Source organism: Flavobacterium sp. CBA20B-1, from assembly GCF_028473145.1.
In the GTDB taxonomy this organism is placed as follows: domain Bacteria; phylum Bacteroidota; class Bacteroidia; order Flavobacteriales; family Flavobacteriaceae; genus Flavobacterium.
This window is the reverse complement of record NZ_CP092370.1, coordinates 2,572,068-2,596,281: the sequence shown is the minus strand read 5'-3', so window position 1 is coordinate 2,596,281 and position 24,214 is coordinate 2,572,068. Positions and strand designations below refer to the sequence as shown.

General features: G+C 36.7%; 15 protein-coding genes, 2 tRNA genes, 3 rRNA genes and 1 pseudogene. 4 read left to right on the top strand and 17 right to left on the bottom strand.

The genetic code is table 11. From position 1 onward, the window contains the following. Positions 1-127 precede the first annotated feature (127 nt). Positions 128-2,176, bottom strand: a complete 2,049-nt coding sequence (locus MG290_RS12680; RefSeq protein WP_264561622.1) for a M16 family metallopeptidase — start codon at positions 2,174-2,176, stop codon at positions 128-130. Between the two features lie 13 nt (positions 2,177-2,189). Beyond that, positions 2,190-3,515: a M16 family metallopeptidase gene (locus tag MG290_RS12675; RefSeq protein WP_264561621.1), complete on the bottom strand. Its 1,326-nt coding sequence runs from the start codon at positions 3,513-3,515 to the stop codon at positions 2,190-2,192. 188 nt (positions 3,516-3,703) lie between these two features. On the opposite strand from MG290_RS12675, the gene rplU reads away from it, so the two are divergent. After that, positions 3,704-4,015, top strand: a complete 312-nt coding sequence (gene rplU / locus MG290_RS12670; RefSeq protein ID WP_257499516.1) for a 50S ribosomal protein L21 — start codon at positions 3,704-3,706, stop codon at positions 4,013-4,015. A gap of 42 nt (positions 4,016-4,057) precedes the next feature. Further along, positions 4,058-4,318 carry a 50S ribosomal protein L27 gene (gene rpmA, locus MG290_RS12665; RefSeq protein WP_257499515.1) on the top strand — a complete coding sequence of 87 codons (261 nt, stop codon included), beginning with the start codon at positions 4,058-4,060 and terminating at the stop codon, positions 4,316-4,318. An 89-nt stretch (positions 4,319-4,407) separates the two neighbouring features. On the opposite strand, the gene MG290_RS12660 is transcribed toward rpmA, so the two are convergent. Then, the gene (locus MG290_RS12660; protein WP_264561620.1) at positions 4,408-4,809 is read right to left on the bottom strand and encodes a hypothetical protein; all 402 of its coding nucleotides are present in this window, start codon (positions 4,807-4,809) and stop codon (positions 4,408-4,410) included. A 241-nt stretch (positions 4,810-5,050) separates the two neighbouring features. On the opposite strand from MG290_RS12660, the gene MG290_RS12655 reads away from it, so the two are divergent. After that, a complete protein-coding gene (locus MG290_RS12655; protein ID WP_264561619.1) occupies positions 5,051-5,755 on the top strand; it encodes an SDR family oxidoreductase in 705 nt (234 codons plus the stop codon). 711 nt (positions 5,756-6,466) lie between these two features. Here MG290_RS12655 and MG290_RS12650 read toward each other — a convergent pair. The 14 genes and pseudogenes from MG290_RS12650 to MG290_RS12585 form a co-directional block, all read right to left on the bottom strand. Then, positions 6,467-7,978: pseudogene (locus MG290_RS12650) on the bottom strand (IS1182 family transposase); the annotation flags it as partial. Between the two features lie 92 nt (positions 7,979-8,070). Beyond that, positions 8,071-8,182: ribosomal RNA gene (gene rrf, locus MG290_RS12645) — 5S ribosomal RNA — on the bottom strand. A 194-nt stretch (positions 8,183-8,376) separates the two neighbouring features. Next, a 23S ribosomal RNA gene (locus tag MG290_RS12640) occupies positions 8,377-11,259 on the bottom strand. A gap of 221 nt (positions 11,260-11,480) precedes the next feature. Beyond that, positions 11,481-11,554 (bottom strand) — tRNA-Cys (locus tag MG290_RS12635). 130 nt (positions 11,555-11,684) lie between these two features. Beyond that, positions 11,685-11,758, bottom strand: a tRNA-Ile gene (locus tag MG290_RS12630). Between the two features lie 70 nt (positions 11,759-11,828). Then, positions 11,829-13,346: ribosomal RNA gene (locus MG290_RS12625) — 16S ribosomal RNA — on the bottom strand. The 16S, 23S and 5S rRNA genes sit together here with 2 tRNA genes alongside, the layout of an rRNA operon. A gap of 720 nt (positions 13,347-14,066) precedes the next feature. Then, positions 14,067-14,678: a hypothetical protein gene (locus tag MG290_RS12620; protein WP_264561618.1), complete on the bottom strand. Its 612-nt coding sequence runs from the start codon at positions 14,676-14,678 to the stop codon at positions 14,067-14,069. A gap of 701 nt (positions 14,679-15,379) precedes the next feature. After that, complete coding sequence (locus MG290_RS12615; RefSeq protein ID WP_264561617.1) at positions 15,380-17,035, bottom strand: tetratricopeptide repeat protein; 1,656 nt, start codon at positions 17,033-17,035, stop codon at positions 15,380-15,382. A gap of 26 nt (positions 17,036-17,061) precedes the next feature. Beyond that, positions 17,062-17,952 carry a PstS family phosphate ABC transporter substrate-binding protein gene (locus MG290_RS12610; RefSeq protein WP_264561616.1) on the bottom strand — a complete coding sequence of 297 codons (891 nt, stop codon included), beginning with the start codon at positions 17,950-17,952 and terminating at the stop codon, positions 17,062-17,064. A gap of 179 nt (positions 17,953-18,131) precedes the next feature. Further along, positions 18,132-19,022, bottom strand: coding sequence for an energy transducer TonB (locus MG290_RS12605; RefSeq protein WP_264561615.1), 891 nt, complete (start codon positions 19,020-19,022; stop codon positions 18,132-18,134). A gap of 377 nt (positions 19,023-19,399) precedes the next feature. After that, positions 19,400-20,287 (bottom strand): energy transducer TonB, encoded by an 888-nt coding sequence (locus MG290_RS12600; protein ID WP_264561614.1) that lies wholly within the window; start codon positions 20,285-20,287, stop codon positions 19,400-19,402. A 23-nt stretch (positions 20,288-20,310) separates the two neighbouring features. Continuing rightward, positions 20,311-20,856, bottom strand: coding sequence for an ExbD/TolR family protein (locus MG290_RS12595; RefSeq protein WP_264561613.1), 546 nt, complete (start codon positions 20,854-20,856; stop codon positions 20,311-20,313). 21 nt (positions 20,857-20,877) lie between these two features. Next, complete coding sequence (locus tag MG290_RS12590) at positions 20,878-21,480, bottom strand: ExbD/TolR family protein (protein ID WP_319800345.1); 603 nt, start codon at positions 21,478-21,480, stop codon at positions 20,878-20,880. Between the two features lie 74 nt (positions 21,481-21,554). Further along, on the bottom strand, positions 21,555-22,370 hold the full coding sequence (locus MG290_RS12585; RefSeq protein ID WP_264561611.1) for a MotA/TolQ/ExbB proton channel family protein: 816 nt from the start codon (positions 22,368-22,370) through the stop codon (positions 21,555-21,557). A gap of 325 nt (positions 22,371-22,695) precedes the next feature. On the opposite strand from MG290_RS12585, the gene MG290_RS12580 reads away from it, so the two are divergent. After that, entirely contained in the window at positions 22,696-24,207 is a 1,512-nt protein-coding gene (locus MG290_RS12580) for a DUF853 domain-containing protein (RefSeq protein WP_264561610.1), read from the top strand. The last annotated feature ends 7 nt before the right edge of the window (positions 24,208-24,214 follow it).

The window sequence follows — 24,214 nt, the reverse complement described above, 5'->3', positions numbered from 1 at the left end:
TGGTTAAATATACTAATTTATTGTTTGTTTTATTGGGTTGATGAAAGAAATGTTTATTTTTTATTTGCGGGATAAAAAAATGCCTTAAAGAAATTTCTCTAAGGCATTTATGGGATGTTTGTGATTTTTATTTAAAGTCTGCGTCTGTTACGCCTTCGTTTACTTTTATATCAGAAACTTTGAATTCTGCATTTCCTAACATTGGCACTGTGAAACTGTGTGGAAACTTGATTCCTTTTACTGCTTTGTAATCGCTGTATGCGGTAGTCATTTCTACGGTTTGTCCTTGAGCTTCCATTGTTTCGGATGATCCAACTTTTAAGCCTGAGGCTACGCTGTAAAAAGTGGTTTGTTTGTCTTTCTTTAAAACATATACTTCTTCGCCGTTGAATGTTTCGATTCCTGCTAATTCAAAACCAGCTGCATTTTTCAAATCTTCTAATTCATCGAACATTTTTGCCGAAGCTTGTGCATCTTTTAAATCATCGCCTTTTAATTCTTGTTTTTGACCTTGGCCAGACATGTAGCCCATGGTTGGTGTAATTACTTGTTTCATTAATTCCATGCCCATACCGTTTAAAGATACCATTTTTTGACCTTTAGCAGTTTGTTTTTGGGTTAATGTAATTTCCATTCCTTGCATGGTTCCTTTTGCTACCATTGCAACCGATTTTGCTTCTTGTAATTTTGCTTCACCACCAATTGCTTTGATGTGATTTTCGATTACTGTTTTAGAAGTAACGCCTGCCGGTGCTGCTTTTTTGAAAACTGGTTTTTCTACCGGGTTTGCATATTTGTCGTAATAGTTTACTGGGTATCCTAAACGGTCTAAAGTACCTGCAACATCGGCTCCTTTACCAACAATCACAATACGTTGATTGTCTTTCTTGAAGTATTTGTTTGCTACGCGTTGTACATCGGCTACAGTTACTGCCTGAATGTTTTTTATGTAGTTTTCATAGAAATCTGCTGGTAAACTTTGTGTTTTTGTTCTTAATGCAAAGCTCGCAATGGTACCAGGTTTTTGGGTTTCCATTACAAAGTTTCCAATGTATTTTGCTTTTGCAAGATCTAATTCTGCTTGGGTTACAGGTTGTGTTCTGATTTTTTGTAATTCGTTTACAAATTCTACCACTGCAGAATCGGTCACTACGTTACGAACAGAAGCAGAAGATGTAAATTTTGAGGTGTATTTACCTGATCCTAATGATGAATAAGCGCCGTAAGTCCATCCGTGTGCTTCACGTAAGTTCAAGAATAAACGGCCTTCACCACCACCTCCTAAGATTTGATTAGCAATTAAAGCTGCAAAATAATCTTTGTCGGTTAACTTTAAGTTTACGGTGTTTACTAAAGCAATTTCAGATTGAACTGCGTTTGGCATGTCCACAAAATCGATTTGTGTTTTTACTACATCATTTGGTTCTGGATATTTAGCAACAGGTGCTGATGCTTTTTTCCAGTTTTTGAATAATTTCTCTACTTGTTTTTTTACATCTTTAAACTTTACATCACCCACAACTACTAAATAAGCGTTTTCTGGCACAAAGTACGATGCGTAATTTTGCTTAACATCTGCTAATGTTACATTGTTCAATGTTTGTTCTGTTACAAATTCACCTTTTGGGTGGTTTGTACCAAACAACAAAGCATTTGTTACACGACCTGCTACCGAAGTAACCGATTTTTCATCAGCTTTTAATCCTTCAATAGCTTGTTGTTTTGATTTATCGAACTCTTCTTGATCGAATAATGGATTTAGGGAACCTTCTGCCATTAATTCTAACAAACGTGAACTGTATTTAGACAAACCGCTTGCTGATGCACCGGTGTTCCAAAAGTTAACATTTGCCCCTAAGAAATCAATTTCATCGTTGAATTTTTCTTTAGATGTTTTTGTGGTTCCGTTACCAACAACTGCGCTTGTTAGGCTAGATACACCTGCTTTTTCACCTTCTACATAAGGTGGTGTATCAATCGTTAACATATAACTTACACGTGGCAGTTTATGATCTTCTACAACCATTACTTTTAAACCGTTTTTCATAGTGAACTCTTGCGGCTTTTGCACGTTCACTGTTGGCATTGGTCCTGGTTTTGGTTGTGGACGTTTTATTTGAGCTTCGGCACTAATAGTTAGTAACAAAGCTGATGCGAATACTAATATTTTTTTCATTTTGTTTACTTTCTTATTTAGCTGAATCTTCTTTTGCCGGTACATAGTCTAACAATAAACGCGCATTGCTTTGTAAATATTTTTTAGCAACATCGCGAATTTCTTCTCTTGTAATTGAACGGTAGATATTAATTTCTTCATTAATAAGGTTGATGTCACCATACAACAAATAGTTGGTAGCTAAGTTTTCTGCCAAACCTTCTAAATCTGAGTTTTGACTCACATAACGGTTTTCAAAATCGTTTTGTAACTTTTGATAATCTCTTTCAGAAATCAATTCGGTTTGTAATTTTGTGATTTCAGCATCGATTTCTTTTTGTAAAGCCTCACGTGTTGTATCGCCCATAGGTAAACCTGCGATTAGATACATCCCGTAATCTTCTTGTGCGTAGTTGAAAGCAAACAACTGTAAAGCCATTTTCTTTTCATCTACAATTTTCTTTTGCATTGGTGATGATTTTCCGCCAGAAAGGTATGAAGAAATCATATCCAACACACGTGCATCACGGGTTTTCATAGATGGTGTTCTATAAGCGGTGATGTACATTGGTATTTGGATGTTTGGATCCTCTGCCGTTGCATGAATGGTTGATGTGATTGGATCTTCTTGAATGTTTACACGCGGAACGTTTGCTCCTTTTTTAATCACTCCAAAATATTTTTGAACCAATTCTTTCGTTTTTGCAAATTCAATATCACCAGCAATTACTAACACAGCATTATTTGGCACATAGAATTTTTTGTTGAATGCCTGAAACTCTTCTAAAGTAGCCGCATCTAAATGCTCCATTGAACCAATTGGCGCCCAACGGTAAGGGTGTTTTTTGAAAAGATTTTTCTTAACTTCTGTAATCCAGTTTCCATAAGGGCTGTTATCTACACGTAAGCGTTTTTCTTCTTTTACCACCTCGTTTTGCGTATCAACGCCGATTTGGTTGATAACCGGTTGCAATAAACGATCCGATTCCATCCAAATAGCCAATTCTAAATTATTTGATGGGAATACTTCATAATAATAGGTACGGTCGTCTGAAGTGTTGGCATTATTGTGACCACCATTTGCAGTTACCAACTTAAACCACTCACCTCTTTCAATGTTTTCGGTACCTTCAAACAAAAGGTGTTCAAAAAAGTGTGCAAACCCTGTGCGCTCTGGGTTTTCGTCTTTTGCACCCACATGGTACATCACTGAAGTAACTACAACTGGCGCCGATTTGTCTTGATGTAACACTACATGCAAACCATTGTCTAATGTGTACTCTTCAAATTCAACTTTCTGTGCTAAGGCAACACTGCTAATAAGAAGTGTTGTAGCTAAAGCTGTTAAAGATTTTCTCATAACTCCGATTAAATTAATTTGATTTTTAAATTAGTGTGCAATTTCGTGATTATGTTACATTTAAAATGTACTTTTTTTAATATTTTTTTCGAGAGGAATTAATTTTTTAAAAACGAGTCACTTAGATTTGTTTTATAGATATTTTTTGTATATTTGCAGTCTTAAAAATCAATTTTAATTTAATTGTTATGTACGCAATCGTAGAGATAGCAGGGCAACAATTCAAAGTTAGCAAAGACCAAAAAGTGTATGTAAACCGTTTGGCAACAGAAGAAGGAGCAAATGTTACTTTTGACAAAGTTCTTTTAGTTGACAATGCAGGAACAGTTACTTTAGGCGCCCCAGCTATAACAGGAGCTTCTGTAGGAGCGAAAGTTTTAAAGCACCTTCAAGGTGACAAAGTTATCGTTTTCAAAAAGAAAAGAAGAAAAGGATACAAAAAGAAAAACGGTCACAGACAAGCGTTGACGCAAATCGTAATTGAGGGAATCAACATTTAATCTGTAACTAGAAAGTATTAACAATTTTAAAAACCAAACATCATGGCTCACAAGAAAGGTGTCGGTAGTTCTAAGAACGGTAGAGAATCAGAATCGAAACGTTTAGGCGTTAAGATTTATGGTGGTCAAGCAGCTATTGCTGGTAACATCATTGTAAGACAAAGAGGTTCAAAACATAACCCAGGTGAAAATGTTTACATGGGTAAAGATCATACTTTACATGCTAAAGTTGATGGAGTTGTACAATTCGTGAAAAAGAGAGATAACAAGTCTTTCGTTTCTGTTGTACCATTTGAAGCTTAATCTTCTTAGACTGAAAAAATTAAAAAGCATCTCAATGAGATGCTTTTTTTATTGTTCTGCTAAAATGTTAATTTTATGTTTATAATACACTAAATTGTTACATAATAAACGTCTGCAGTATTCCGACTGATGTTTAGCACTTCAAAGCCACCATCTTCGGGTATCATTTCTACCAAATCAAACGATTTACAACTTTTTGGTAACCCTTTAAAAATTAAGGTGAACTCTAATGGTTTCTGAAAAGGAATTAATGTCCACTGCGGAGCAAAACTTATACCTTCTGCAAAAATTAATTTATATGTTACCCCTGATTCTTTATCAACCAAATAAGTACTTTTCCAAATTCTAGCTGCATCACCATAATCCATTGCATAAATAGAACAATGAACAATTACCTGTTTTTCTTCATTACTTAAAAATAAAATTTCTTCTTTAAGCTCGTCACAAATAGAGGGTTTTATTTTTAAATCTTCTTCAATCATTATTCCCATAACATACTATTAAAAATACAAAGGTATAAAAAAAAGCGATTCAATCTTGAATCGCTTATGATTTTGGATACTTGTGAGCTGAATTATAGCTGCGAATTTACAATAATTCTATTTATAACCTGTTATTAAAGCGTGCAAATATTGCGACTGCATATAATTTACTTTTCCTATTAGCACAGTAGCTTGAAAGGGAGTAATTAGCTATCTTTACAATCCGTATAAAAATCAATTTAATTTAAACATGCAAAACATAGAACACAAAGTAGCTTATATAACAGGAGGTACAAAAGGAATAGGCTTTGGTATAGCAAAAGCTTTATTGCAAAACGGAGTCAAAGTGGCAATTTCCGGAAGAAATATCGATGATGCAAATAAAGCAAAAGAACAATTGGGTACTGAAAATGTTTTGGCAGTGCAATCTGATGTTAGAAATTTTGAAGACGAAAAAAAAGCAGTTGAAGAAATTTTAGCAACCTATGGTAAATTAGATGTTGTTATTGCCAACGCAGGATTGGGTAAGTTCGTACCCATCGACCAAATGTCTTTAGAAGAGTGGAATTGCATGATAGAAACTAATCTAACAGGTGTTTTTCATACGCTAAAAGCAACTGTAGAACAATTAAAACAAAACAAGGGATATTATATCTCTATGGCTTCCCTGGCTGGTACAAACTTCTTTGCAAATGGTGCGGGTTATAATGCATCCAAATTTGGAGTTGTAGGTTTTACACAAGCAGCTATGCTAGATTTGCGCGATTATGATGTAAAATGTACTACCATTATGCCAGGTTCGGTTACCTCGAACTTTAACAATCATATCCCAAGCGAAGGAGATCAATGGAAAATTCAACCTTCGGATTTAGGACAATTGGTTGTAGATTTATTAAAAATGAATCCAAATGTTTTACCAAGCAAAGTTGAAGTGAGACCTACTAAAACAAAGTAAGACATGATCTAAAAAGTATATAAGTTAAAAAAGACACTCGCTTATTATGCGTATAAATTGAAAAATTTAACCCATATATTGTAAAAAATCTGAGTTAATTTTCGTGATCTGTGGTTAGTTTAAGGTTTAAAGTTTCAAGTTCTCTTAAATCAATTGCCTCGAACTTTATTTCAATGATTATGATGTAAATTTACAATTGGCTTTAGCCACATTTTATGTATAGTGTATAATGTAAATTGTATTGCTGTACATTTTAGAAAAGAAATTAGTGTAAATCTATAAATATGTGGTCAAACTAAATTCTACAAAACAATAAAAAGCCTTTTAAGCTGGTGTTAATAAAAACAGGCAGCGACCCGATCCTCCGAGGCGGAGAATTGCGCCGCACCACCCGAGCGAAGCGAACGGTACGTAGTAAATATCAAAAAAAGAAAGCCTATCTTGAAAAAGACAGGCTTTACTAAAAAAAGGCGGCGACCCGATCCGCCGAGGCGGAGAATTGCGCCGCACCTATAACAAAAAAGAGGCTGTCCAAAAAGGATAGCCTCTTTGTTATACTACTAACTTTTCAACATCATCACTAAAGTTAATTTCTTGCTTTTTTTGAAATAAAGACCGCTGATAGCATCTAAATTCGACAAAAATGACAAGTTTAGAACCAAAAATACGGCGTTTGAATACCGTTTTTCTTCCCGCAACTGCTACAGCCACCATTTTTCTAAAATTATGTCCAAGAGCCATCAGTAGAAATTCTAATTCTACTTTCTCTAAGCCTTTGAATGTAAATCTATTAAAATCATTATTGTGCTTGAGTTGCCCAAAAACAGCCTCTACTTCTATAGGGCGTTTACTGCGATGTTCCAGCCCTTTCTCGCTCGTTAATAAATTTCGAGCCTTTTCTTTAAGCTCATTCAACCGGTGATTGACTTCTATTCTGCGATTACCTTTTGCATTGAAGCATTGCTCTCGAAGCGGACAATTATTACAGTTTTTTGCCTGATAATAAGACACTTGCGATTCGTGTCCGTTGCTCGAAATTCGTTTTCCTTTGCCAACATTTTCCATTCGTTGACCCATCGGACAAACGTAAAAATCTTGTTCTTTGTTGTAGAATAAATTCTGAACCAAAAACGGATTATTTTTCATCGTCCGTTTCGCTTCTTTGTGAAAATAATTGTACTTCACGTAGGCTTTAATGCTTTTATTTTCAAGCATTTCGTAATTTTCTTCGCTTCCATAACCTGCATCGGCAACCACATCTTTGCTTTGTTTTCCATAGAGATTTTCAAAACCATCAAGATGCGATTCCAAAGTCGTGGTATCCCCCGGTTTTTGATGGATGGAAACGTGGGTAATAAACTGATTTTCAGTTGAAATCTGCGTATTATAAGCCGGTTTAAGCTGTCCGTTTTTCATGTGATCTTCCTTCATCCGCATAAAAGTAGCGTCAGGGTCGGTTTTGCTGTAAGAATTCCTATCGCCTAAAGTTTCTAGGTCTTTTTCGTATTTTTCTAATTTTGGAAGATGCTCATCCTGAAGTTTTTGTAGCTCTTTTGCCTGTTTTTTAGTGGGTTCTTTCAGCTTTTTATTCAAGATCGATAGCTTCTCCCGAAGTTCTTCCGAATTGATGCTTTTAGGTAATTCTTCTTTGTTAATTTCTTGATTATCAGACTGAATAGCACTTTCGATATCTGAAAGAATCGTGTTGATTTTAACTTCTAATTTTTCCTTGTATTTTTCAATCGAACCTCTCCAAACAAAAGTATAACGATTCGATTTGGCTTCGATTTTTGTTCCATCAATGTACTGAATATCAAGACTTACATAGCCCATTTCAACCAGCATTTTCACTACTTCGGCAAATAGTTGTTGAATATGATTTTTTAATATTTTCCCTCGAAAGTCGTTAATGGTTCGGAAATCAGGCGTAGAGTTGCCCGAAATGTACATGAAATAGATGTTTTCGGTGAGTGCTTTAGCTATTTTCCGGCAAGAATAAACGTTTGACAAATAGCTGTAAAACAACACTTTAATCATCATTCTTGGATGATATGCAGAGGTACCACCTCCTTTGTACAACTTAATTATATTGCTAATATCCAACGAGTTAACGACCTCTTCGATTAATCGAACAGGGTGATTATTAGGGATTTTATCAAAAATATTAATCGGAAAAAGTTCAGGACTATTGCCTGTTTGATTTTTAAAAACTACCTTAGCCATTGTTGGTTTTTTGTGCAACTCTAAGATAATTATTTTGGAGAAAAAATACAACAAAAAAAAGCTGTCCGACTTTTCGGACAGCTTCTCTTAAAAAAAGGCGGCGACATACTCTCCCACATGAAAATGCAGTACCATCTGCGCTATCGGGCTTAACTTCTCTGTTCGGAATGGGAAGAGGTGAGCCCCGATGCTATAACCACCTTAAATTTTTGTTTAAGGTTAAAAGTTTTTTTTGTTTTAGGTCTTAACCTTGAACATTAAACTTTGAACTTTAAACGCCACGCCAATGGCGGGCTAATATTGTTAACATATTTTCGATACTTTTTTTTGTAGATATTCCAGTCTTAATACTTAATACTAAAATCTTAATACTATTCTTTACAAAGCAACTTCCAGAGCACATAAGCATACGGGCTATTAGTACTACTCGACTATGACATTACTGCCTTTACATCTATAGCCTATCAACGTTGTCATCTCCAACGACCCTTTAAAGAAATCTCATCTTGTGGTGGGTTTCGCGCTTATATGCTTTCAGCGCTTATCCCTTCCCAACGTAGCTACTCAGCGATGCACCTGGCGGCACAACTGATACACCAGAGGTTGGTCCAATTCGGTCCTCTCGTACTAGAATCAGATCCACTCAAATTTCTAACGCCCACAGTAGATAGAGACCGAACTGTCTCACGACGTTCTGAACCCAGCTCGCGTGCCACTTTAATGGGCGAACAGCCCAACCCTTGGGACCTTCTCCAGCCCCAGGATGTGACGAGCCGACATCGAGGTGCCAAACCCCCCCGTCGATATGAGCTCTTGGGGGAGATCAGCCTGTTATCCCCGGCGTACCTTTTATCCTTTGAGCGATGGCCCTTCCATGCGGAACCACCGGATCACTATGCTCTACTTTCGTACCTGATCGACTTGTAGGTCTCTCAGTCAAGCTCCCTTTTGCCATTGCACTCTACGCACGGTTACCAAGCGTGCTGAGGGAACCTTTAGAAGCCTCCGTTACTCTTTTGGAGGCGACCACCCCAGTCAAACTACCCACCAAGCAATGTCCCCCGCATAGCGGGGTTAGATCTCAGATAAGCAAAGGGTGGTATTTCAACAATGACTCCACAACGCCTAGCGACGCCGCTTCATAGTCTCCCACCTATCCTACACATCACTTATCCAAGAACAATACTAAGCTATAGTAAAGGTGCACAGGGTCTTTTCGTCCCACTGCGGGTAATCGGCATCTTCACCGATACTACAATTTCACCGAGCTCATGGCTGAGACAGTGTCCAGATCGTTACACCATTCGTGCAGGTCGGAACTTACCCGACAAGGAATTTCGCTACCTTAGGACCGTTATAGTTACGGCCGCCGTTTACTGGGGCTTCAATTCAATGCTTCTCCGAAGATAACATCTCCTCTTAACCTTCCAGCACCGGGCAGGTGTCAGGCCCTATACGTCATCTTACGATTTAGCAGAGCCCTGTGTTTTTGATAAACAGTCGCCTGGACCTTTTCACTGCGGCCATCACGCCTTGCGGCGGATGGCGACCTTTCTCCCGAAGTTACAGGTCTATTTTGCCTAATTCCTTAGCCATGAATCTCTCGAGCACCTGAGGATACTCTCCTCGACCACCTGTGTCGGTTTGCGGTACGGGTTCTAATAATCTAAGTTTAGAAGCTTTTCTTGACAGCCTTTAGGTACACTATCTCTTTGCCCGAAGGCTCCGAGTACTATCGCATTTCTCCATCCTCTACGCATTTTACTATAAAGGATATAGGTACGTGCTTTAACGAACTATTCCGTCAGTTCGCGGTACTTTCACCACTGCGTCACTCCATCACAACTATTACAAGTACGGGAATATTAACCCGTTGGCCATCGACGTCCCCCTTCGGGTGTGCCTTAGGTCCCGACTAACCCACAGCTGATTAGCATAGCTGTGGAAACCTTGGTCTTACGGTGTGCGGGTTTCTCGCCCGCATTATCGTTACTTATGCCTACATTTTCTTTTCTAAACAGTCCAGCAATTCTCACAAATCACCTTCTACCCAGTTTAGAATGCTCCCCTACCACTGTACATTGTACAATCCATAGCTTCGGTAGTATGCTTATGCCCGATTATTATCCATGCTCGATCGCTCGACTAGTGAGCTGTTACGCACTCTTTAAATGAATGGCTGCTTCCAAGCCAACATCCTAGCTGTCGGGGCAATCAAACCGCGTTTTTTCAACTTAGCATACATTTGGGGACCTTAGCTGATGGTCTGGGTTCTTTCCCTCTCGGACATGGACCTTAGCACCCATGCCCTCACTGATGAAAATCATTTAATAGCATTCGGAGTTTGTCAGGAATTGGTAGGCGGTGAAGCCCCCGCATCCAATCAGTAGCTCTACCTCTATTAAACTTTTTCAGCGCTGCACCTAAATGCATTTCGGGGAGTACGAGCTATTTCCGAGTTTGATTGGCCTTTCACCCCTACCCACAGGTCATCCGAAGACTTTTCAACGTCAACCGGTTCGGTCCTCCATTTGGTGTTACCCAAACTTCAACCTGCCCATGGGTAGATCACACGGTTTCGCGTCTACCATTACTGACTCATGCGCCCTATTCAGACTCGCTTTCGCTTCGGCTGCGTAACTTAATTACTTAACCTTGCCAGCAACGGTAACTCGTAGGCTCATTATGCAAAAGGCACGCCGTCACCCAACGAATGGGCTCCGACCGCTTGTAGGCGTATGGTTTCAGGTTCTGTTTCACTCCGTTATTCACGGTTCTTTTCACCTTTCCCTCACGGTACTGGTTCACTATCGGTCTCTCAGGAGTATTTAGTCTTGGCGGATGGTCCCGCCGGGTTCAATCAAGGTTTCACGTGCCCCGACCTACTCAGGATACCACTATGTATTACATCGCTTACCAATACGGGACTATCACCCTCTGCGGTTCATCTTTCCAGATGATTCTTATTCGCTTTGCATACAATATCGTGGTCCTACAACCCCAAAATTGCCGTAACAACTTTGGTTTGGACTTTTCCGCGTTCGCTCGCCACTACTTACGGAATCACTTTTGTTTTCTTCTCCTCCGCCTACTTAGATGTTTCAGTTCAGCGGGTTTGCTCATCTATCGATGTGACATGTCTTCAACATGCCGGGTTGCCCCATTCGGATATCTACGGATCAATTCGTGTGTGCCGATCCCCGTAGCTTTTCGCAGCTTATCACGTCCTTCTTCGCCTCTGAGAGCCTAGGCATTCCCCATACGCCCTTATTTTGCTTATTGTGCTCTATTTTTTTTGTTTCATGTTTCTTTTTTTAAGGTTTCAAGTTAAACTTGATACTTTAAAAAAATTTATGACCCAAAAAATGTGCTTTATATTATTTCTAATATCTTTTCTACTTTTTAAATGTATCTCAATATGTCAATGAACTTTTTTTGTTTAATTGTTAAACCGTGTTATCGGTTAACCGCTTAAACAAATCAACGATTAATCGTTGAATCGTGGAGAATAAGGGAGTCGAACCCTTCACCTTCCCGCCTGTAGCGGGACGTTCTAGCCAGCTGAGCTAATCCCCCAATTTTTCTAATTACGAATCTGTTAATTACGAATTACGAATTGTGGATTCTTAACTTCTAGAATTTCCTTGTGAATAAATAGTGTACAGATCTTTTGACTTTCGAACTTTTGACTTTCGACTGCAAAAAGTAGTCCCGGGCAGACTCGAACTGCCGACCCCTACATTATCAGTGTAGTACTCTAACCAGCTGAGCTACGAGACTCTGTATTTTTTATTCTGCTTTTTTTTTGAACCAACAGTTAAAGAGTAAAAGATGTTTAAACCATCTCTAGAAAGGAGGTGTTCCAGCCGCACCTTCCGGTACGGCTACCTTGTTACGACTTAGCCCTAGTTACCGGTTTTACCCTAGGCAGCTCCTTGCGGTCACCGACTTCAGGTACCCCCAGCTTCCATGGCTTGACGGGCGGTGTGTACAAGGCCCGGGAACGTATTCACCGGATCATGGCTGATATCCGATTACTAGCGATTCCAGCTTCACGGAGTCGAGTTGCAGACTCCGATCCGAACTGTGACCGGTTTTATAGATTCGCTCCTTGTCGCCAAGTGGCTGCTCTCTGTACCGGCCATTGTAGCACGTGTGTGGCCCAGGACGTAAGGGCCGTGATGATTTGACGTCATCCCCACCTTCCTCTCAGTTTACACTGGCAGTCTTGCTAGAGTTCCCGACTTGACTCGCTGGCAACTAACAACAGGGGTTGCGCTCGTTATAGGACTTAACCTGACACCTCACGGCACGAGCTGACGACAACCATGCAGCACCTTGTAATTTGTCCGAAGAAATATCTGTTTCCAAATACGTCAAACTACATTTAAGCCCTGGTAAGGTTCCTCGCGTATCATCGAATTAAACCACATGCTCCACCGCTTGTGCGGGCCCCCGTCAATTCCTTTGAGTTTCAGGCTTGCGCCCGTACTCCCCAGGTGGGATACTTATCACTTTCGCTTAGCCACTCAAACCGAAGCTCGAACAGCTAGTATCCATCGTTTACGGCGTGGACTACCAGGGTATCTAATCCTGTTCGCTACCCACGCTTTCGTCCATCAGCGTCAATCATTTGTTAGTAACCTGCCTTCGCAATTGGTATTCCATGTAATATCTAAGCATTTCACCGCTACACTACATATTCTAGTTACTTCACAAATATTCAAGCCCTACAGTATCAATGGCATTTTTTTGGTTAAGCCAAAAACTTTCACCACTGACTTATAAAGCCGCCTACGGACCCTTTAAACCCAATGATTCCGGATAACGCTTGGATCCTCCGTATTACCGCGGCTGCTGGCACGGAGTTAGCCGATCCTTATTCTTACAGTACCGTCAAATTCCCACGCATGGGAGTGTTTCTTCCTGTACAAAAGCAGTTTACAATCCATAGGACCGTCATCCTGCACGCGGCATGGCTGGTTCAGGCTTGCGCCCATTGACCAATATTCCTCACTGCTGCCTCCCGTAGGAGTCTGGTCCGTGTCTCAGTACCAGTGTGGGGGATCTCCCTCTCAGGACCCCTACCCATCATCGTCTTGGTATGCCGTTACCACACCAACTAACTAATGGGACGCATGCTCATCTTATACCAATAAATCTTTATAATATAAATGATGCCATTTCTATTAACTATAAGGTATTAATCCAAATTTCTCTGGGCTATCCCTTAGTATAAGGTAGATTGCATACGCGTTACGCACCCGTGCGCCGGTCTCTCCCGCCCGAAGGCGGGATACCCCTCGACTTGCATGTGTTAGGCCTGCCGCTAGCGTTCATCCTGAGCCAGGATCAAACTCTTCATCGTATAATTTTTTTTATTGTTGATGTGTCGTTTAAAACCTCTTGGTTGCCCAAGAGCTTTTACTCTTTAATTCTCTGTTAATCCAATATGTCTATGAACTTGTTCTTCTTACATTCGCTTCTCTCTCAAAGCGGTTGCAAAAGTAAAACTTATTTTTTAATCAGCAAATTTATTTTTGCTTTTTTTTGAAAAAGTTTTTTTGTGGGCGATAACTTTCATTTCGTTATTGCGATTGCAAAGTACTTTAGATTTTATGAAACACGCAAATTATTTTCATTGTTTTTTTAAGGTTAATTTTTAGTTAACTTAGCATAAACATGTTAACTCCATTTTTTAACATTTAATAAAACTAAAAATTACTCAAAAACAACAAAAACTGATTGTGCAAAGTGATTTTTAAAATTGATTAACTTTCTTTAGAATTTCTAAATATCACTTCTTCCCGAATATTTTTTTAATAATTTAACTCTACTATTGTTCCATTAAAATTGGTAAATATTAAAAAATCAAATAAACTTCGCTCATTAAGCCTATTTCGTTCTTTGTCATTTTGAAATTTAGTTTCATCAAAGATATCTTTCAGTTGTGTTTTATTAGTTGAATCCTAGCTATATCATAAAATGACTTTATTATGTATTTTACCCCCGCTACTCAAAGCCTCCGGAGTTTTACACATTTTTATGTCAATAAACATTTTTAAACGCACGTGATGATAGTGTTTACTTACTTACAAGCTTTTTTTAATGCTTTTTTCATTTTCCGCTCATCAACTTTATATTTGTTTGTTATCCAGGTAGAAACGACTTTATTTGTCTTTTTACAAACAACATAAGTTGCTATTTTTTTCTTTTCATCGAGTAACTCTTTTCCATCTCCTTCTTTTAAATCTTCAAATTTAATTAATCCTTTTTCTACTTTATAAAGCGATGAATCTATTAAATCATTTTTTTTCAAAACATCAAATACGCTTGTAGTGGGAGCAGAAGTTATTTCTCCATCAATAAAGAAAATTTTATCTTTGTAAGATATATAATCTTTTGGGTAGTATCCAGTTCCATCAGGAGAAAGTATTACTTTATTATCCATAGAACCAATATTGAATATAGAAAATTTATTTTCTCTTGAATATAAAGGACTGATAAAGAAAATTTTATTTCTTTTAAATTGTGATTTATAACTTTTAGAAAAGTCGCTAACTAAAACCATCATCAACTTTTCTTTATCAAGCTGAATACCCGTACTTAGAAAATTAGGAAATAAAAAAATTACAAGTGTTAAAATTGGCATTATCATCAGAAACTTACTTCGTTTTTTTTGATGCTTTAATAAGTCCATTTTTATCATCGTTTCTATTTGTATTTATTCTGAGATTCTTGAGAATAAGTAAAGCCCGATGTCGCGGGTTTGCACCTTAAATCCGAGCGATCAAGTTATATTTCCCTTTTTGATATATTATCTAAAACTATGCTTTTTTATCCTAATGGGAGCAATAAAAAAACTAATAAAAACAAAAGAAATAAAAGGTATATTTAAAATAGTTTTGTGAATAATATTATTTGAATAAAAACAACGTATTATTTCATAAATGTTATTAGTATAATATATCACAACATTAAAATAATAAGCCTCTCCTTGATTATTAAAAAAATAATTGTACCAAAAGAATAAACAGAAAAATGTTAATAAAATGGTAGTTATTTTTAAATTGTAATATAAAAAAATTATTAATAAAACTATGAATATATTTCTTAACGCAATTATTCCTATGACATTTTGTTCAATAATACTTATGCTAATATTTGAAATTAATGAAATAATTAGAAATAATAATATAAATATTGTAATTATTTTATTTACATTCTTCATAAACTACTTTATATTATAAAAAACCACTTTCATTTTTTGTTGTACCTACTCCTTGGTTTTCCCCAATGTCGCGTATTTGCAATCCGTGACTTTATCTACCCAACATAAGGTTGTTATGGTTAAAATTTATCTTATACAAAAAAAGCAACCTTTCAGTTGCTTTTTGTTGATTATTTAGAATTTTGAACTTGCTTTCGTGCATATTCGTTGCTAGAGTCTAATTGCAATACTTTTTGAAACGATTGCACTGCTTTTGCTTTGTTTACGTTTTGATTGTAGTTACCAATCATCGTGTAAGCTTCGATTAAGGCGTCTTTAAAAGCAGCGTCGTTGGCTCTACCTTTTTGAGTTAAAAGATTGATGAATCCTTCATAATCTTTTTCCATTTGTGCCATAGACGTTGGCGTGTTTAAGTTTCGGTTTACACGCGCACTGATTAAATATGCTTCAAAAGTTGGCGTTTTCTTTAACGAACTGTCTAAGTTGGTTTTTGCTTTTTGCAATTGATCGTTAAACATTGGTTTATCGCTTGCCATGTATAATGCATTTCCTTTGTAATACATATCGTACACATAATAAGGTGATTTTTCATCTTTTGATGCTAAATCAAACACAAAATAGGCTTGCTCATAGTGCTCATCTTTAAACAAATCCACACCCAATTCGTGTAATGCTACTCCCAATTTTGGATTATCTTGAACGGCTTTAGTCATTTCTTGAATGGATTTTTTGTAAACCCCTTCATTAAATGTTCCGTCTTCGTTTCTAGATGCTTCCAATTCAGACAATCCTTTGTATAAATAGTCAATTGGTAATATTTGTTCTTTTTTATCTTGCACATCGAAATACTTATCAATGCTCTCTTTTGCGTCTAAGAACTTTCCGTTTTGGAAATCGGCTATGGCACGGTAGCGATACATGAAGAAGTTATCACCGCGTGTGTACCATTTGGTGCGCACTAAATCTCCTAATGATTTGTAATCTTTATTTTTGATTAAATATGCTGCCAACTCATTGTCTACATCCATACTTTCTCCAATCATTCCGTGGTATTTAAAATAGTTTTCCACCCCTTTGTCTAACAAAGAACGATCGTCTTTAAAACGAGCATAATCTGCATAAGTTAATCCCAACTGCTTATAAACATCTGCATAATTTGGATCTTTTGAAACAATGGTATCATAAACTTTTATTGCTTCTTCAAATTCATTTCCGGCACGGTACACATCGGCTAACTTCATTTTTGGCAACAAACTGTTCGGAAACATTTTAGAAGTAGCGTAATATACTCGGCGGGCATCTACAAACTGTTTTTCTGCAAAATAAATATCTCCGCGCGCAATGTGCGGCTCTGGTGTATCTTTGTTTACTAACATTGCTAAATTCACATAGTCTAATGCGGCATCAAAATCGGGTTTTGGCGCAAAAGTATATGCGTTTGCAATCACCAAATAGGTTTCAAAATCACTTGGTGAAAGGTTCAGCGTTGCTGCATTAAATTTTGATTTTGCTTCTTTATCTTTTTGGTCAAGTAAACCAATTTTTGCAATACCAATATTGTTTACATCGGCATTTTTTACAGCTCTTAATCCTTGTTTAAAATAAAAACTGGCAGAGTCTTTATTGTTCTCGTTTAAATGAATTACCCCTAATCGATAAAAGTTTTTTCCTTGATTGGGTTGTGAGCGAATAAGGCGATATAATTCTTTTTTAGCAACATCGTAACGACCATATTTTATCGCCGTATCAATTTCATTGCCGTCTTGGGCATTTGCACTAAAAATAAAAGATAATAAAGCTAAACTTAGGGTAATTTTTTTATTCATAATTACTAATGTATTGAAAATCTAGATTATTCTACTATGTTAATTTCGCGTTTTGGTAATGATATGGGCATAAGACCCGATTTTAAAACGATACGTTGTCCTTTGTCTGAAGCGGCAAAGCTTGCAAAACCTGTTCCCAAACCTGCTTTTCCCTGCACATCGATAATGCTTATTGTGCGAATCAGCGGATAACTGTTATCGGCTATGGTGCTCTGCGACGGTTGCACATATTGTTTCAGCGAATCATTATAAACCAACATCGAACGCAATTGTTTAATTCCTTCTTTGATTTTTGCGTCGGGTTGCACCATCCAATTGATTCCAACAACGCCTACTGCATTTTTATTTTTATTGATATAAGCCACAATCTCTTCAACCGAGTTCACGTAATATACATTTTTACTGACCTCTTTCACTTGGGCATCACTCATAATTTTGTTTACGATATTGGAATTGGCATCGTGAAAAACAAATACTTTATCTGAAGCTTTTGTTCCTTTGAAAATAGCCACCACATCGTTGTAATTAATCAAGGTGTCGTTGCTGCTTTTTTGTGTGATAAACAACACCGCATCTTTTGCTATTGGCGTAATCTTGGGCACTACCCTGCCTTTAAAAACGTTAAGCTCTTTTTCGTTAAACGTTTTTGGCACAATCGCCAATCGAATGGAATCAGTGTAAACAGCTTTCAGAATTTCGTTTTGCGAAAGCATTTTCAACTGAATATCCGTATCGTTGTAATATGTTTTAAAAACTTCATTTATGTCTTCAACTATAGGGAAAACCGATGATTCCACATACATTTCGGTTGTTCCTTTATTATATGCTTCTTGGCTTTTGGTTTTATTTTGCTGGGTTTCTTGCTTACACGAAATAAACAAACTTATACCTAAAATACACCAAATTACTTGCTTCATCTTTTTACACATTAATTGATTGCTAAATCTACTAATTTTTTTTTTAATAAACTTGACAAATTTTGCATTTTTAACAAACAAAAATTATAAGCGACCAAAATCTGGTTTTATGCTCTGTTAAATTTCGCAATTATATGTAGTTTATAACGAAGAATCTCGCTTTTGTGCGAGATTCTTTTTTAGTTGTTTATTTTAATTTTAATGGGTAATGTAAATTTTGAACGTACGGTTTTTCCATTATGCTCAGCGGGTTTCCATTTGGGCATGGTTTGTAACACACGAATTGCTTCTTGCCCCATTCCTAATTTATCTTCAACGATCTGTATGTCGGTAAACGAGCCATCTTTTTCTACCACAAAACGCAATTTGATAGTCACTTCTTTTAAGCTTGTTTCAGTAGTGTTCTTAGAAAACTTCCGCACAAATGCATCAAAAAACTTTTGGTATCCTTCTACAGGCACTGCCTTTTTTTGCACCAATGTTACAATTTCATTTCCTTTTAGCACAGTAGATCCAGAGGTAGATCCATCTCCAATTTTATCTTTACCGGGTTTTGTGTTTTTATCTCCTGGTTTGGTACCATCGGTATTTAAAGATCCATTTTTATTTGCATCGACATTTTCAGTGCTTGAATTGGTGTTATCGTCAAATTCATCTTGCGCTGTTAAGTCATCATTTTTCACTTTGTGATCTTCCACGATATTAACATCGGTCAATTTTTTATTGTCCATCACATCCGTTTTGGTTTCTACTGCCTTTGTTGGTTCATCTTTTGTTCCGGCAGGTTTTTCTGTAACAGGTGGTTCTACGATTTTATCCAAATCAGTTTCTACTAATGTAACTGTTTCAGATGAATCATCAGCAGGAGTAAATATAGTGCTTTCATTTTTGTTGGATGCATACAAATACGAACTTCCGAAACCTAAACTGATAATTGTTAAACCAATTGCCAATGCAATAAATGTGGTTTTGTGACTTTCTTGTCGTAATTTATAGGCTCCATACAATTTATTGCGGTTTTCAAACACAATATTGGTCCACTCTTTTCCAAATAAATTCAAATTACTCATAATAAAACATTTTTAAGTTAAGCGTACTTTTCAAACCATATTTTTTATCATTTAACTAAATATACAAAAATTAAACCAGCCATTTATAGGTAAACGTAAAGAATATGCATTTATTGTATAGCAATCCATAAAAAAAGCAGGAAGTTTATTCCTGCCTGCTATTAATAATTCTATAAAATCTGAAAATGCTGTACACAATTAGTAAAATCCCGAAAAGCAACCTTCTATTATAGGAAAGTTCTAAGGGGATTGATTTCCAAAAGATAAACATACATCCCAATATAAAATAAAGTGTTAAAAACACTAATCCCACAAAGAACAAAAATCGCTGTAAAAGCGATTTTTGTTTAAAGTTATTTATAAAATTTTGTAACATATTAGTTATTTACTCTAACTTTAATTGGTAACGTAAAGCTTGAACGCACGGTTTTCCCATTGTGTTCTGCCGGTTTCCATTTAGGCATACTTTTTAGTACTCTGATTGCTTCTTTACCAATGTTGTGCGGATCTGGTCCAGCAATTTGTATATCGGTAAAAGAACCATCTTTTTCAACAACGAACTTTAAGCGAACAGAAATCTCTTTCACGTTTCCACCCACATCTGGTGCGTTGAACTTTCTAATAAAGTTATTGAAGAAACCTTGAATACCTTCGTTTGGTGCAGCTTTTTTCGATACAAAAGTGTGTACTTTGTTAGGGTTTTCTTCTTCAGAAAATTTATCTCCTTTTCCATCACCTTTCGAACCTTTACTTGCACCACCTGTTTGCGAACCATCGGTTTTTAAATCACCGTCTGTTTTATCCGCTTCACGGTCTTCTCGTCCAGAAGTTTTAGTATCATCGAAGTCTTTTTGAGATGTTTTTTGTTCGTCTTTAACATCTTTATCCTTCTTAACTTCTGTCTCTAAGAACTTAACCTCTTCTTGTACAGATTTAGAAGCATCTGCTTGTTCAGGTTCCGGTTCAGGTTCCGGTTCATCTTCAATTTCTTCAACTGGTGGTTCTGGCTCTGGTAGCTCTGGTAGTGCAATTTCAGTTATTTCTACCTCAACATCATTTTTACTGCTATCGAATTTTTCTCCAAAAACAGATTTATATGCTACTGATCCACCAAAAGCCAAACCAATACAAACCACTCCTAGCAATAATGCCAGTAGGGTTGTTTTAGGATTTTCTTGACGCAATTTGTAGGCTCCGTACGCTTTGTTACGGCCTTCAAACACGATGTTTGTCCAATCCTTTCCAAATAAATTAATATTAGCCATAGTAGTTTATTTTTTATTTATGCTTATTGCATAACTGCTTTTTCTTCTTCTGTAATGTCTTGCAATGCATAAATCTCCACTCCAGTAATTGCCATCTCATCTAAAATATCAATCATATCTGTATATGTAGCATCTTCAGTTGCTTTGATCAACACAACAATCCCCTCTTTACCTTGAAACCCTTGAGCTTTTAGGTTAGCCATTTTTTGTAAAATAACTTTACGGATACCATTTTGCCCATAAGTTGAATCTGTTGGACCAATACCTTGAAAAGGATCATTAAACATACCCATATAGTATTTTAATTTACGATCTTTACCAATTAAGATAGTAATGGTTTTTGATTCTTTAGCATCTTGAGTTTCCTTTTGATTAGGATCTTTCATTTTATCCGGCATCGTCAAGTCCATTGACTGAGGTTTTGATAAAGAGGTGGTCAACATAAAGAACGTAATCAATAAGAATGCCAAATCTACCATTGCCGTTAAATCAACGCCGGCATTTTGTTTTTTACTTCTTACTTTTTTGCCGCCTTTGCCTTCGTTACCACCCGTATTTAATTCTGCCATTTCTTTTTAAAATTTAGTAGATTAAAAATCGTCTGTTCTTAAACCTGTAACAAGGTAAAAGCGGTTTTGACGTTGTTTTTGTAAAATATCCATTATCTCTTTAATGGTGCCATATTGCTCGTTTGCATCTCCTTTAATCGCTACTTTCAAGAACGACTCTTTTCGTTCCCATGAAGATTTACGTGCGTTACTCACCCACGATGCAAGCTGATTGTTTAAAGAGTCTTTATAAGGAATGCCCTTATGCAAATCTTTATTCATACGCTCGCTAGCAGGTTTTGCCAACAAACTCTTCATTTCACGGATATCAACACCAAAATTTTCCATTCCTGCAAAAGCATTCAACTCTTCTTGTGTGAATTGTATTTTGTACTCTTGCCCCATTTTTTGTAGTACTTCTATTTTGTCTTCTCTACCTGACAAACCAACAAAAACGTTTTCTTGCCCTACAGTAATAGTTAAAATATCATCTGTAGGAATTTTAGTTTCTTTTGTAGATGCAGGCAAATCAACCGGATATACTTCTGGTGTTTTTGCTGTAGAGGTTAAAACGAAGAATGTTAGCAATAGGAATGATACGTCACACATAGCGGTCATATCAATCCTTATACTTGATTTTTTCATTTTTGCCATATTCTTTCTTCTTTTTTAACCAGATTAAAATCTGGAATTATACAATTAATACGAGTTACAATAAATTATTTATTGTGTCTTCTGTATGATTGTGTAATTGCGAATCCGGCTTCGTCGATAAAATGCGTTAACTTATCGATTTTAGTTGTGAAAACGTTATAGAAAACAATAGCTAATGCAGATGTACCAATACCAGTAGCTGTACACATTAACGCTTCAGAAATACCTGTTGCTAAAGCTGTTGAATCGGGCGATCCAGCTGTTGATAAAGCCGAGAATGCTTTAATCATACCAGTTACTGTTCCTAATAGACCCACTAAGGTACCGATTGATACTAATGTTGCCAAAATAATCATGTTTTTCTCTAACATTGGCATTTCTAATACAGTAGCTTCTTCAATTTCTTTCTGAATAGTTTCAGTAGCTTTATCTGCATCAAAACCTTCGCGTTTTACTTCTTTTAGTTTGATTAATGCTGATTTTACCACATTTGCAACAGAACCTTTTTGTTTGTCTGAAAGCTCAATAGCATCATCGATTTGGTTAGCGTTTACTAAAGACTGTACCTTTGCAACATAACCTTTCACGTCACCAGCACCAGCAGCTTTACTTACCACAATGAATCTTTCAATACCAAATACAATAGTTGTTGTTAACAATCCAATTAATAAAGCAATTACCGGACCTCCTTTATACATCATTCCCAACAAGTCACCTGGAAGAGGATCGCCATGTCGATCACCATTCATGAAGTGTACGGATGAACCTAGAACAAATCTCCAGATAATATACCCAAAAACTAAACATAGAATAATAGCAATCGCCGCAGCCACGTTTGATAATCCTGAACTACTTGGATTTTTCTCAACTGTTTGTGTCATCTTAATAAAATTTAAATTTAATGTTTACTCAATTTTTAAAATTAGTTTTGCGCTTTCATTCAAGCAAAGCAAATTTAGTTGTTTAGTTGAAATAAAAAAATAATTTTTTAGTTCGTGTACTTAAAGATTTTAAAATTAACGAAAAAGAAACAATTATTTTACTTTTTAATATTTTTTTATCATATCCCTAAATTATAAACGTTTCATTATCTTTATTATTGTATTTTAACACCACTTTTTTAATAACAATTAATTAATATTAGATTTTCTTGCATTTTTTTGTTGCAAGAACTTCCTATCTTTATCAAAAATAGTATTTATTTCGATGGATTTAGAAAAATTTCAACAAACTATTAAGGACGGATACACTTTTAAAACCGACTTTATCACGCTTGGGGGTGCAATGGCAGACAAGCAAGCTATTGCCGATTTACTGATACACATACCGTTAAAAACTTTAAATCGTCATGGATTAATTGCAGGGGCAACCGGAACGGGCAAAACAAAAACCATACAAGTTTTATCGGAACAGCTTTCAAACAAAGGCATTCCCGTTTTAATGATGGATATTAAGGGCGATTTTAGTGGAATTGCCGCCAAGGGAGAAAAAACGGCTTTTATAGAAGAACGCCACGCAAAAATGAATCTTCCCTATGAGCCAGCTGCTTTTCCAGTGGAACTTTTAACCATTTCTGAACAGAACGGCGTGCGCTTGCGAGCAACTATTTCTGAGTTTGGTCCGGTGTTGCTTTCACGCATCTTAGATTTAAACGATACCCAATCGGGTGTTATGTCGTTAATTTTTAAATATTGCGACGACCACCAACTGCCTTTACTGGATTTAAAAGACCTTAAAAAGGTGATTCAATTTATAACCAACGAAGGCAAAGAAGACATTGAAAAGGAATATGGGCGCGTTTCTACTGCATCAACCGGTGCCATTTTGCGCAAATTAATTGAATTGGAACAGCAAGATGCCGATTTATTTTTTGGCGAAACTTCGTTTGATATAAAAGACTTAATGCGGATTGATGAAAACGGAAAAGGTTTTGTAAACATTCTTCGATTGAACGACATTCAAGATAAACCCAAATTGTTTTCTACATTTATGTTGTGTTTATTGGCAGAAGTTTACAACACCATGCCCGAACAAGGCGACAGCGGCCAACCCGAATTGGTTATATTTATTGATGAAGCACATTTAATCTTTAAGGAAGCCAGCAAAGCACTTTTAGATCAAATAGAAACCATTGTGAAACTGATTCGCTCTAAAGGAATTGGTCTGTATTTTATCACACAAAATCCTACCGATGTGCCAGATGGTGTTTTGGCGCAATTGGGTTTAAAAATTCAACATGCGCTTCGGGCTTTTACTGATAAAGACCGCAAAGCAATAAAATTGGCTTCGGAAAACTTCCCTTCTACTCCTTATTATAAGACCAGTGAAATCATCACTCAAATGGGAACAGGTGAAGCCTTGGTAACTGTGTTGAACGAAAAAGGTATTCCAACTCCATTGGCGGTTTGCATGATACAAGCACCTATGAGCCGTATGGATATTTTATCGCCCTCCGAAATTGAGGGATTGATACAAAAATCGCCTCTTAAAAACAAATACAATCAGGTGGTTGATAGAGAAAGTGCTTATGAATTGCTGCATAAAAAACTTTCAGTGCAGGAAGAAAGTACTCAAGAAACCACGGCAAAAAAATCTAGCCGAAGTGCTGCACCAAAAAAAGAAGAAAGTTATTTTACCAAACAAATTATAAAGGTGCTAACGAGTGCCACTTTTATTAGAGGTGCATTTGGAGTGCTTACCAAAATTTTCAAAAAATAATTTCAAA